This is a genomic window from Epilithonimonas zeae (assembly GCF_900141765.1).
GTDB lineage: Bacteria > Bacteroidota > Bacteroidia > Flavobacteriales > Weeksellaceae > Epilithonimonas > Epilithonimonas zeae.
On record NZ_FSRK01000001.1, the window covers coordinates 82,223 to 94,902 of the forward strand.

13 protein-coding genes are annotated in these 12,680 nt (G+C 34.8%); 11 read left to right on the forward strand and 2 right to left on the reverse strand.

Going from position 1 to position 12,680, the window contains the following annotated elements:
- The first annotated feature begins 8 nt into the window (after positions 1-8).
- Positions 9-620 (forward strand): recombination mediator RecR, encoded by a 612-nt coding sequence (gene recR / locus BUR19_RS00380; protein ID WP_074232960.1) that lies wholly within the window; start codon positions 9-11, stop codon positions 618-620.
- Complete coding sequence (locus BUR19_RS00385; RefSeq protein WP_074232961.1) at positions 620-1,447, forward strand: glycosyltransferase family 2 protein; 828 nt, start codon at positions 620-622, stop codon at positions 1,445-1,447. The genes recR and BUR19_RS00385 overlap by 1 nt, the downstream gene beginning before the upstream one ends.
- Here the strand turns inward: BUR19_RS00385 and BUR19_RS00390 are convergent.
- The gene (locus tag BUR19_RS00390) at positions 1,444-1,965 is read right to left on the reverse strand and encodes a hypothetical protein (protein WP_074232962.1); all 522 of its coding nucleotides are present in this window, start codon (positions 1,963-1,965) and stop codon (positions 1,444-1,446) included. The two genes, BUR19_RS00385 and BUR19_RS00390, sit on opposite strands and share 4 nt — an antisense overlap.
- A 33-nt stretch (positions 1,966-1,998) precedes the next feature.
- Positions 1,999-3,330, reverse strand: a complete 1,332-nt coding sequence (locus BUR19_RS00395) for an aspartyl protease family protein (RefSeq protein WP_074232963.1) — start codon at positions 3,328-3,330, stop codon at positions 1,999-2,001.
- A 181-nt stretch (positions 3,331-3,511) separates the two neighbouring features.
- On the opposite strand from BUR19_RS00395, the gene BUR19_RS00400 reads away from it, so the two are divergent.
- The 9 genes from BUR19_RS00400 (at position 3,512) to BUR19_RS00440 (ending at position 12,666) form a co-directional block, all read left to right on the forward strand.
- Positions 3,512-4,342, forward strand: coding sequence for an energy transducer TonB (locus tag BUR19_RS00400; protein WP_175565851.1), 831 nt, complete (start codon positions 3,512-3,514; stop codon positions 4,340-4,342).
- Between the two features lie 188 nt (positions 4,343-4,530).
- Positions 4,531-5,304: a ParA family protein gene (locus tag BUR19_RS00405; RefSeq protein WP_074232964.1), complete on the forward strand. Its 774-nt coding sequence runs from the start codon at positions 4,531-4,533 to the stop codon at positions 5,302-5,304.
- A 55-nt stretch (positions 5,305-5,359) separates the two neighbouring features.
- Positions 5,360-6,250, forward strand: a complete 891-nt coding sequence (locus BUR19_RS00410; RefSeq protein WP_074232965.1) for a ParB/RepB/Spo0J family partition protein — start codon at positions 5,360-5,362, stop codon at positions 6,248-6,250.
- Entirely contained in the window at positions 6,251-6,880 is a 630-nt protein-coding gene (locus tag BUR19_RS00415) for a DUF5683 domain-containing protein (RefSeq protein WP_074232966.1), read from the forward strand.
- A gap of 19 nt (positions 6,881-6,899) precedes the next feature.
- Positions 6,900-7,598: a 4-hydroxy-tetrahydrodipicolinate reductase gene (gene dapB / locus BUR19_RS00420; protein ID WP_074232967.1), complete on the forward strand. Its 699-nt coding sequence runs from the start codon at positions 6,900-6,902 to the stop codon at positions 7,596-7,598.
- Positions 7,599-7,687: 89 nt separating this feature from the next.
- Positions 7,688-9,322: a signal peptidase I gene (gene lepB, locus BUR19_RS00425; RefSeq protein WP_074232968.1), complete on the forward strand. Its 1,635-nt coding sequence runs from the start codon at positions 7,688-7,690 to the stop codon at positions 9,320-9,322.
- 303 nt (positions 9,323-9,625) lie between these two features.
- Positions 9,626-10,240, forward strand: coding sequence for a WbqC family protein (locus BUR19_RS00430; RefSeq protein ID WP_074232969.1), 615 nt, complete (start codon positions 9,626-9,628; stop codon positions 10,238-10,240).
- Between the two features lie 118 nt (positions 10,241-10,358).
- Positions 10,359-12,047 (forward strand): S8 family serine peptidase, encoded by a 1,689-nt coding sequence (locus BUR19_RS00435; protein ID WP_074232970.1) that lies wholly within the window; start codon positions 10,359-10,361, stop codon positions 12,045-12,047.
- Positions 12,048-12,153: 106 nt separating this feature from the next.
- On the forward strand, positions 12,154-12,666 hold the full coding sequence (locus BUR19_RS00440; protein ID WP_074232971.1) for a lipocalin family protein: 513 nt from the start codon (positions 12,154-12,156) through the stop codon (positions 12,664-12,666).
- Positions 12,667-12,680: the final 14 nt, after the last annotated feature.

Consider the following 12,680-nt stretch of genomic DNA (forward strand, 5'->3'; position numbering starts at 1 on the left):
TCTTAATAATGGATTATCCAAGTAAAGTTTTGTCGAAAGCTGTTGAAGAAATCGCAGGTTTGCCAGGGATTGGCAGGAAATCTGCGCTTCGTCTAGCGTTGCATCTTTTGCGCCAGCCGGCTTCTCAAGGTATTTCTTTGGGATCGTCGATACAAAATTTGGTAACAGATATCAAATATTGCAAAGAATGTCACAATTTCTCAGACTCAGAAGTTTGCGATATTTGTAATGATGAGAAGAGGAATGATGAGCTGCTCTGTATTGTAGAAGATGTTCGAGATGTGATGGCGATTGAAAATACAGGGAAGTACAAAGGAAAATATTTGGTTCTTGGTGGGAAAATTTCTCCAATGGAAGGGATTGGTCCAAGCCAGTTAAGGATCGGAAGTATAGAAAAGAAAATAGGAGAAGGCGTTGTAAAAGAATTGATTTTTGCACTTAGTGCAACAATGGAAGGCGATACAACGGCTTACTATATTTATAAAAAATTCAAAAGTTCGCAGGTTATATTTTCAAGTATTGCCAGAGGAATTGCGGTAGGGGATGAGTTAGAGTATGCAGATGAGATTTCTTTGGGAAGGTCTATAACCAACAGAACTGCTTATAACGAAGCCGGCTAATGAAAGTAAGTGTCATCATTGTTCATTATCAAGTGAAGGATTTGTTGAGAAATTGTATCCTTTCTATTCAAAAATATTTTCAAGGTTTTGAGTATGAAATTATTGTAGTTGATAATAATTCTCCAAACTCTGATTGGAAAACTTTGATGTCTGAATTTTCTGAAGTTAATTTCATCAGCCTCGACAAAAATTTTGGTTTTTCAAAAGCCAATAACATTGGTGTCAATTCTGCAAAAGGAGAATATGTTTACATCCTGAATCCGGATACGGAAATAGAAGGTAATTATTTTAAAGAAATCCTCGATTTTGCAGATTCTAAAGAAAAATTTGGATCTTTAGGGCTTAGGATGCATAATTTAGAAGGCGATTTTTTGCCGGAAAGTAAAAGGTCTATACCAGCTCTGGTTAATTCTTTCGAGAAATTATTCACCTCGTTTAGCAACAATACAAAAACCTATTATAGGAATGATGTTGGTGAATTTGATATTGCTGAGGTTGAGATAATGACTGGTGCTAACCTTCTGATGAAAAAGTCAGTTTATCAGGAAGTTGGCGGTTTTGATGAGCGGTATTTTATGTACGGAGAAGATATTGACCTTTGCTACACGATTCTTAGAAAAGGTTATAAAAATTTTTATTACGGTAGATATTCAATTCTTCATTACAAAGGTGAAAGTACAGTAAAAGATAAAGTTTATCTGAATCGTTTTTTTGGCGCAATGAATATCTTTATCGATAAGTATTACAAAAAACAAAAGCCGTTTCAATATCTATTGATGAAAGCAGGTCTGAAGTTCAAATATTTCCTTGAGGAATCAAAAATTTAAATATCTTTTTCAAACGGTAGCGTAGATTCTTCCGCAAATTTTCTTAATTCCATCATCTCATTTTTAGCCTTCAACTGTCCAAACCTTGCAGCAAAATAAGTCAGCCCGATGAAAACTAAAACTACAAAAGAACAAGGTAGAGCCCAAGGGTAATTGTTGGTCTTAATTTGTTTTTCAACATAGTAAAGCGTGAAAAAAGTCATCCACGCAATGGTGAAAAGAAAATAAAGAAACATAAAAAAAGTCCATACAGCTGAGCTCGGTCCAAAAATGCCTCGGATAACGGTTGTCTCGGTTTCATCATCTTTTTCAATTCGTAAAGCCAAATTGGGTTTCCAATAATTGTCTTCCTTCATTTTCACATAGATTGTTGCAACTTCTTTATTGATGTTGCCATAGAATTTGTCCTTATTGTCATTCAAATATTTTCTAAGGTTAACTTCGTATTCTTCCAAAGAAAGATTCGTGTAAAGCTTGAATCTCGGTCTGTTTCTGATATGATTGAGGGTTTCGCTCATAGTTTTTGGTTCAATTAATTGGACATTCAATAATTATTCCTCAATATATGGGATTGGATCTTCCAGTGTGAAATCAACTTTCATAGGTAAACCATTTCTTTTGATTTCGAGTTTTATTTTTCTGCTGATATTGGTTTTCAAGATAGCGTGTATTTTGCTCAATGTCATATCCTTAGCAATTTTATTATCGATGCTTATGAGTTGATCATTTTTAAGAATACCGGCTTTCTGAGCGGGTGAGTCTTTTCTGGTTCCGGATACGATGAAAACTGGTTTTAATGAGAATTTGTACTGGAAATTATTGCTGTTGTCTATCACATTAATCTCACCGCCTGCCGAGTTTTTTCTCGCTGTTTCCACTTTTACTTCTTCTTTTTCCCAGATTAATCCGTCTTGTTTTAGCTCCAATCCGCTACCGTCAATCAGGAATGGGTCGTCCAAATGTTGATTGGGTTTGAAATAAATTTTCTTTCCAGGATAATCAAAAATAATAGAAAAACGTCTTAATATTTCTGAACCAATAGAGCCTTTTCTATCTTTTACAAGGTTAAGATGTTGGATAGAAAATTCATCCGGCATAGAAGCGATAGGTTTGTTAAGCCTGAAATTACCAATTGATAGAGAATTGATTCTGCTTCTTTTTCCAAAAATATCACCACTGAAACCTCTTCCCAGAAAATCATCAATATTCGGACGATTGTAGACAAAATCTTTAATCAAAACCGGAAACAACCAAACCGAATCCGTGTTTCCCAAATCTAAAAGAAGTTTAGAGCTTTGTTTGTCGTGTTTCATTTCCACGTCAGCCAACATATAAGGTTTGTTGAGATCTACTGTCATTGGAAATTCGGCAAATCTTTTTACTCTTTTCGGAAATTTAGAACTGTCTTTGTAAACCGTAATTGTTTTTTTTAAATAATTGATTTCTATTGGATGGTTTTTGAAAAAATAATAACCAATAATTCCATTTACAGGAACGCCGATATCTTGAGAAATATTGAAGTCTTCATCTAGAACTATAAAAACGGTGTGAGATTTATCAATGAAATGATTTCCAATTTTGATATTATTTTTTATCGATTTCAAAGCTTCAACACTTACTGTTTCACCTAAACCTTTGAAGGTGATTTTTTCAATGTTTTTAAAATCAACTTCTTTATTTTCCAAACTGAAAAGCAAGGTTTCTGCTATTCCAGAATCCAACATAAAATTGAGTTCAACACCATTTACAGTCATTGGAATGAAAATTAAGTTGTTAATCAACTTGAATTTTATAACCGCTTTATCTGCATTTTCCAAGACGAAACCATCCTGAGCTGAGATCCAGAAACTCCAAAAAATGCAGAAAAACAGTTTGATTTTCATTAGATTAAATTACTTATTAATTCTTTACAAGTTTAATAATTTTTCAATTAAAATTAAATAATATTTATGTATTCCATAAAATAGTTAATTTTTTATCTAAAAAATGGAATGTTATTTGATATGTTTTTATTCAATTAGAAAAAATGTTATCAATAGTTTAATCAAATTTTATTTTATCGTTATGAAAAATTTACTACAAGTATTTGGGAAAGATCGTATGGACGAAATTGTTTTCGCTAATAGAAATAAAGCTTATGGCGCCTATGCTCTTAGAAATGAGTATTCTAATCAGTTAACAAAAGCATTACTTGTAGGAGTTGCTTTCTTTGGTTCGCTGTCTATTATTCCTTTAGTGATATCAGCCCTCAAAGCTGATAAGGTTACAGAGGAATTTGTGCCGCCAACTGTTTTTAAATTGGATGATGTAACAATACCAGATGACAAAAAACCAGCTGTCGCTGCTGTCATTCCTCCAAAAGTTAAAACTGTAGCATCTCCGGAATATACACCAGTAAGAGTTGTGAAAAAGAATAAACCAGAACCAACAGACGATGACAAAAAGAATGCTGCAATCAGCAATGTGACTTCTCCAGGTCCAGAAACTACAATGGTTACAGCGCCTCCAGTAATTCCTGGTCCCCCAACTGTTGCGCCTCACACTGCTCCGGTTCCTCCAGCTCCAGTTGAAGATCCAAACATAATTATTGATGGTAAAAAAGTAGATGTTTCTGCTAATTTTAAGGGAGGGATAGATGCATTCCGTCAAAAAGTTGCTCAAGGTTTCGATACAGGATCTGTTGATCAATCAGGTATGGTTTCTGGCGTGATTACCTTTGTTGTGGAAAAAGACGGAAGCATTTCTAATATCAAAATCAACGGAGAAAATTCCGATTTTAATAAAGAAGCAGAGAGAACCGTGAAATCTATAAAATCAAAATGGACACCAGCTCAACTGAATGGTAAAACCGTAAGGTCATCTTTCAGAATGCCGATTTCTATGAGAATAGAATAGATTGATTATCAATGAGATATTGATATTGATTTAATTAGAGTTTTATAATTATCCACATTTCCAGTCGAAATGTGGATAATTTTTTTATTTGTCAAGTTGTTAATTAACAATACTTTAACGAGTTGATCGGATTTTCAAAACATTCTTAGTCCTAAAAAATTGTATTTTTGAGGATTAAATTCATTTTTATGGGAAAAATTATAGGCGTTGCGAATCAGAAAGGCGGAGTTGGAAAAACAACAACAGCCGTTAATCTGGCATCAGCTTTGGGTGTTTTGGAAAAGAGAGTTCTTTTGATAGATGCAGATCCGCAGGCTAATGCGACATCTGGTCTTGGGGTGGAAGAAGTTAATTTTTCTACCTACAATTTGTTGGAGCATAGTGCGGAAGTTTCAAAATGCATCTTGCCGACAAGTTCTCCAAACGTGGATATTATCCCTTCCCATATAGATTTGGTTGCTGCCGAGATAGAATTGGTTGATAAAGACAACCGAGAGTATATGATGCGTGAAGCTTTGAAGCCGATCAAAGATGAGTACGATTATATCATTATAGATTGCGCGCCAAGTTTAGGTTTGATTACAATTAATGCTTTAACTGCCGCAGATTCAGTAATTATTCCGATCCAGTGCGAGTATTTTGCTTTGGAAGGTCTTGGTAAATTATTGAATACCGTAAAGAATGTACAAAAAATCCATAATCAGAATCTGGACATCGAAGGATTGTTGTTAACGATGTATGACAGCCGTTTGAGATTATCCAATCAAGTAGTGGAAGAAGTTAATTCCCATTTCCCGGAAATGGTTTTTGAAACAATTATCAGCCGAAATGTACGTTTAAGTGAAGCGCCAAGTTTTGGAGAAAGTATCTTGAAATATGATGCGGAAAGCAAGGGTGCTATTCAATATATTCAGTTAGCAGAAGAGGTTCTTCTGAAAAACGAAAAATTAGTTAAAAATTAAAATGATTTGAGATAAAATCTATCAATTATCATTAATTAATTATATCATTTATAAAATGAGAGACAAAACAAGAGCAATGGGTCGTGGTCTAGGCGCGATTCTGAATGCTGAAAGCAAAACCAATATCAATTCTGCTTCGGACGAAGGTGCAAAAACTTTGGTTGGAAATATCGTTGAAGTTTCGATTGAAGATATTTACCCGAATCCCAATCAGCCAAGAACTTATTTCGACGAAAAAGCTTTGAATGACCTTGCTGAATCCATTAAAAGTTTAGGCATTATCCAGCCAATTACGCTTAGAAAAAATGGCGAAAAATTCGAAATTATTTCTGGAGAAAGACGTTACCGCGCTTCTAAAATAGCTGGCTTAGCATCTATTCCTGCCTATATCCGTTTGGTGAATGATCAGGTTTTGCTGGAGATGGCTTTGGTAGAAAATATCCAAAGAGAAGATCTGGATCCGATAGAAGTGGCTTTGACTTATCAAAGACTTTTGGATGAGGTTGGGATGACTCAGGAAAATCTTAGCCAAAGAGTGGGAAAAGAAAGAAGTACAATTACCAATAGTGTTCGTTTACTGAAGTTGACGCCGGATATCCAAAACGGAATCAGAAGCGGTCAGATTTCTGCTGGTCACGGTCGTGCGATTATGGGATTGGATTCTGATGAAAAACGCAAATTGTTATTTGATAAAATTATAGAACTCCAATTGAATGTGAGACAAGCTGAGCAATTGGCAGGTCAGATGAAAAATCCGCAGGAGAAAGAAAAAGTGATCAAGCAAACTTTGGTTCCCAATCACGTGAAGAAAGCTCAGAAAAATTTGTCTGATATTCTGAATGTGAATGTCGAGATCAAAACTGCAGCAAATGGAAAGAAAGGTAAAATTGTCCTTGATTTTAAAAATGAAGAAGAGCTGGAAAGCATTCTTGCTCACATCAGATAAATGAAGAAAGTACTTTCGATTTTTTTGTTTTTTTCTTTTTGTTTGATTTTTTCACAAGTCAATCGCAATGATACAATACGTGTAGAAAATCATCCGAAAGATAGCATTCCTGCCGCCAAACCATTGTCTGAAGCTCAGGTTCTTGGAGATATTGCAGATAAAAATGCGCCGGCAAAAATCACAAAACTAAGTCCTATAAAAGCAGGTTTATATTCTGCAGTTTTACCAGGTTTAGGACAATTCTACAATAAAAAATACTGGAAAATTCCTCTTGTTTGGGGAGCTGTAGGAACTGGAGTTGGAATTGCTCTTTGGAATGATAAAAACTATAAACGCTACAGAAATGCTTATATAGCAGAGCTAAATGGTCTTCCCCACGAGTTTGATGGCATCAATGGAGTCAACAAAACAGTTTTGGGAAATGCACAAGACCGTTTCAAAAGACAAAGAGATTATGCCATAGGAATTGCGGGTTTAATTTATATTCTTAATATAGTGGATGCCGTTGTAGATGCGCATCTCTTTGAAGGTCGTAACGATCCGGATTTGGCATTAACGCCAGCGGTTATTAACGACCAATTCAGTAATTATCAGACTAAAGCTGGTTTAAGCTTAAGTTTCAGATTCTAATAAAATTCAATTCTAAAAAATGAAAATAGCAATAATAGGTTACGGGAAAATGGGAAAAATCATTGATGAAATTTCTCAGAGCCGTGGTCACGAAGTAGTTGCAAGATTAAAAGAAACACCGACTACCGAGAATCTTAACAATGCAGATGTAGCCATAGAATTTTCTAATCCCGAAGTTGCTTTTGAAAATATAAAAACTTGCCTGGAAAATAAGATTCCTGTAATCTGTGGAACTACAGGTTGGTTGGATAAAAAGCCTGAGATTGAAAGATTAGCTTTAGAAAACAATACGCCGTTTTTATACGGCTCTAATTTCAGCTTAGGGGTTAATCTGTTTTTTGCTTTAAATGAAAATTTAGCGAAATTGATGTCAAATATCAATGAGTATTCAGTTCAGTTAGAAGAAATTCATCATATTCATAAAAAAGATGCACCTAGTGGAACAGCAATTTCCATTGCGGAAGGAATTATTGAAAATTCTAAGTATGAAGCCTGGAAATTGGATGAAACCAGAGATAAAGAATTAGGGATTTTTGCCATTCGTGAAGATGAAGTTCCGGGTACACATAGCGTTTTCTACAGATCGGAAGTAGATGAAATCGAAATCAAACACACCGCTTTTAATAGAAACGGATTTGCATTAGGAGCAGTAATTGCGGCAGAATGGATTGTAGATAAAAAAGGAATTTTTTCTATGAAAGATGTTTTAGGTCTATAAAAACTGTAACAAAAACGACATACTAAAAACTAATTGTAAAATAGCAACCCAAAGCAATTGCTACCATACAAAAGCCAAAAGCTAAATTTATGAATTACATTATTACTTATACAGTTTACGTTCTTATCATAAGTATTTTGATGGGACTTACAACTTGGAAGTTATTTAAGAAAATGGGTTACAATCCATTATTGTCTTTTATTCCATTTTATAATTATTTTATTATTCTTAAGGAAACTAACCATTCAAAATGGTGGGCGATTTTATCTTATCTTCCAATTGTTGGACCGATTATGATGTCGGTTTTCCATATTTTCCTGATGAAAAAATTTGGAAAAAGAGGTGCTCTGAACGGTCTGCTGACTGTAGTTTTGCCATTCATTTTTATGGCGACTGTTAATTATAGCAAAGATCCTCAGATAGAAACCGAAGAAGAGGAAGAAGAAAATAAAAAGAAAGAAACTTTCTTGGGATCTGTAACTTTTGCGGTGGTTTTTGCAACCATTATCCACGCTTTCATCACACAACCTTTCGGGATTCCGACAGGATCTATGGAAAGAACTTTGTTGGTAGGAGATTTCCTATTTGTGAATAAATGGGCTTACGGTTACAGAATGCCAATGAGACCGGTAGCTTTACCATTCTTACAAGGAACAATTTTCGATACAGGCCAAAAGGGAAATCCTAAAGACGATCCAAAATCTTACGTTGATGCAGTAAAGTTGCCCTACTTAAGACTTCCTGGCTATGATGAGATCAAGAGATACGATATTGTAGTTTTCAATTATCCGCAGGATTCTGTTCACGTCGCAATCGACAGAAAAGATCCTTACGTGAAAAGATGCGTTGGTATTCCTGGCGATGTGATCGAGTTCAGAAACGGAAGATTATTTGTGAACAATGCGCCCGAAAAAATTCTTGGTGATGAGTATCAGCAACACGGTTATTTGGTAAAAACTGGATCGCAATTAGACATTCCTCAATTATACAAAACTTATGGTTTTCTTCCGGTTCAGGAGAATCAAACTAACGAAGGATTTATTTATGCTTTTCAAGGTTTGACGGATCAGACCGCTAAAGAAATCAAAGCGCTTCCGCAGGTAATCGAGATGCACGAAATGATCGAGAAAAAAGGTGAAGGTGCCGTAAGATTTAAACTGAATGCTGATAAAACAGCTTATACAAAGAGCGTCGACACGACACAATCAATCTATCCAATCAACAAACCTTGGAATCAGGACTGGTACGGACCTCTTAGAATCCCGAAAAAAGGCGATGTTGTAAAACTGGATCAGGAAACATTGCCAACTTACCAATGGATTATTTCCGAGTACGAGCACAACAAGCTTGAAAACAAAAACGGAAAAATTTATGTTAACGGTCAGGAAACCAATCAATATACAATCAAGCAGAACTATTATATGATGATTGGAGACAACCGCGATGCGTCTTTGGATGCGAGATTTTTTGGTGTAGTTCCGGAGGAAAATATCGTGGGAAGACCGATGTTCACTTGGATGAGTGTAGAAGGTCTGTTCTCAGATGCAAGTTCTACTTATCAGGCGCCGGGCAAGAAAATCCGTTGGGACAGAATGTTCAAAGCGACCAACACAGGCGAAGCTAATAAAACATCTTATTGGTGGGTAGCTGTGATTATTTTGGTATTGTTCTTCGGTTGGGATTATTTCGCCAAATTATTCAAAAAGAAAAAAGAAGACGAATAAATTTAAATTAATTAGGAGCTAATTCCCGCTCTCCGCACTCGCTATTTTCTTTTTGCAAAAGAAAATGAGCTCAAACAAATGCTGCGATCGGGGCTAGGGCATTAGTCATCCAAACAATATTTACCACTTTGTCAAAGGTTACTATCTTTGGCAAAGTTTTTTTTAATTAATATCCACAATTAATAATTCAAAACTTATATATGCGAAGCGTCTTTGTGAATCTAAAGACATTTTATTGTCAAAAATCTTAGTACGCTTTGTGTTAAAATTTTGAATGAGTAAAAAGGATTATCAACAATCAATATGAAAAAAGTTCTCTTACCAATATTTTATTTGCCACCTGTATCGTGGTTTTCAGTTTTCTTAGATAATGAAAACGAAATTTCATTAGAACAATTCGAAAACTTTCCTAAGCAGACTTACAGAAACCGTGCAGCTATTTACGGAGCCAACGGAAAATTACCTTTGATTATTCCGATCAAACATACAGGAAAAAGAGAAATCAAAGACATCGAAATTTCTTTTGCTGAAGATTGGCAAAAACTGCATTGGAAATCCATAAAAACAGCTTATCAAAGCACGCCATATTTCGAGTTTTATGAAGATAAACTCAAAAGTATTTTTGCAGAAAAGATTTTATCGTTAAAAGACTTTAACATCAAAGCTTTAGGTATCATTCTTGCTATTCTGAAAACCGAAAAAAAATATGAGTTCACAACAGAATATTTCAAAAATCCGGAAGCCGAAGATTTTAGAGAAAAATTCTCAGCCAAATCGGAATCAGAATATGAAATGCCGGAGTATTATCAAAGCTTTTCAGACAAAAACGGATTTATAAAAGATTTATCTATTCTTGATCTTATTTGTAACATCGGGCCGGAAAGTTTGACTTATATCAAAAATATCAATAAAAACTAAATACCAATTTTTTTAATTTAATAATTATCTAATATGAATCGTATTTAGGATATTTGATAACAAGTCCTATAAATATTTTGCGATTGCATATGATTTATAAAAACAATAAAATTTACATATGAAACATTTATTGATAGCGGCTGCTTTTTATGCCGGTTTTGCAACAGTTACAGCACAAACAGCTGCTCCTGAAAATGATAAAGATCTTAAAACTTGGTATCACAAAGATTATGCTACAACCAAAGTTTACGGCGTTAATACGGAGAATGCTTACAAATTCTTAGAATCAAAAGGTCTTAAACCAAAAACGGTTGTTGTAGGTGTTTTGGACAGCGGAGTAGAAGTGGATCATCCGGGATTGGTGAAAAATATGTGGAAAAATCCAAACGAAATCCCAAACAACGGAATCGATGATGACGGGAACGGATATGTAGATGATGTTTACGGATGGAACTTTATCGGAGGAAAAAATGGCGACATCGATGTAGATAATATGGAAGTGACCAGAGTGGTGAAAAAATACCAATCTGTTTTCGAAGGTGATGATTCTTCAAAAAACAAAGCAAACCAAGCGAAAATGCCGGAAGAGTTTGCAATGTATATGAAAGCTAAAGATGTTTTCACTAAAAAAAGTCAGGAAGCTAAACAAAGCGTACAGTTATATACAATGATCAACAATGCCATTCCTGATATGATAAAACTGTTGAATGGAAAAAATCTAACTAAAGAAACTTTAGCAAGTATCAAACCTACTACTCAGCAAGAAGCGATGGCGATGCAGGTTCTATCTCAAATGTCAGGCGATCCTCAGATTGCAGGAAAATCAGCTGCTGAAGTAGAAACTTACTTGAAAGGTCAAATGAAAGAAGCTTTGGATTATTTTACACCACAAGCTGAAAAAGGTTATAATCTAGATTTTGATCCAAGAAAAGAAATCGTAGGAGATAACTATGATGATTATTCTGAAAAAAAATATGGTAACAACCATTATGAAGGTCCGGACGCAAAACATGGAACTCACGTAGCTGGAATCATTGCAGGTTTAGCAAATGGTTCAGAAAATCAATATGGTGTAGCTTCCAGAGTGGCAAAGATTATGACTGTGAGAGCCGTTCCGGATGGTGACGAACGAGATAAAGATGTTGCCAATGCAGTTCGTTATGCCGTAGATAATGGTGCTAAAATCCTTAATATGAGTTTTGGGAAACCAGTTTCTCCAGGCAAGAATGTAGTTTGGGATGCTTTCAAATATGCAGAGAGCAAAGGCGTTCTTTTGGTAAAAGCGGCTGGAAACGAAAACGAAGATATCGCAGAACATCAATATTTTCCGACTAATTTCAAATCTCAATCAGATGAAAAACCATTCATCAACAATATGATTGTAGTAGGTTCAAATACTAATGATTCTAATGCTTTGAAGTCTAGTTTCTCCAATTATGATAAAAAGATGGTAGATGTTTTTGCGCCAGGTTCAGAGATTTATTCCACAGTTCCGGATGGAAAATATGAATATCTACAAGGAACATCAATGGCTTCTCCTGTAGTTGCTGGTTCAGCTGCTGTGTTGTTAGCTTATATGCCAAATCTTAAACCAGAACAGATTATTGAATCTTTAGTAAAAACTACCAATACCAGTACAGCTAATGGTTTTGATAATTTGTCAAGATCGGCAGGTGTAATAGATGTTGCTAAAGCGGCGGAATATGCTTATAAGAATTTTTACAAAGCAGATGCTTCAACAAAATCTACCAATAAACCTGTAAAAAAACAAAAATTGCATAAGTCTATTGATAAGACAAAGCTTTAATAATTAGAATGTTATATAAAAATAAAAATCTGGGAACTTCTCAGATTTTTTATTTTTTATGATTTGGCATAATTTTTTATCATAACTTAGCATTAAATATAAAACTATGAGAAAATTAATTTTAGGAATATTAGGTATTGCTTTTTTTGCAACCTCTTGTTCATCTACAAAAAATGCTTCATCTTCTGATGGAAGCGTTAGTGCAGGTCAGGCACAAACAGTACGTGCTGAAGTTATGAAGCTAAAAGGAGAATGGTCTATATCTGATGTAGACTATAACAAATCATTTAAAATAAAACCTTTCGACGAAGGTGCGGATATCAATTGTTTCGTAGGTAGTTCTTGGAAATTAGTTCCAAATAATTATACAGGAGCATATACCTTAAATGGTGGAGGAGATTGCCCAATGAGAACACAAGCTATTACTTTCAGTGTTGATAAATACAGTAACGTATCCATCAAAAAAGTTGGTGAAGGAGAAAAAGCAAAACATGTTTCTGCTGGATATATGTTAAGATTAGAAAATCCAACTGAAAATAGCTTCACTTTGGTTCAGTCTGTTAATGCAGATGGTTCCCCAATGGACGTGCGTTATAATTTTGTAAGAACTGCTAAATAATTAAAAATACATAT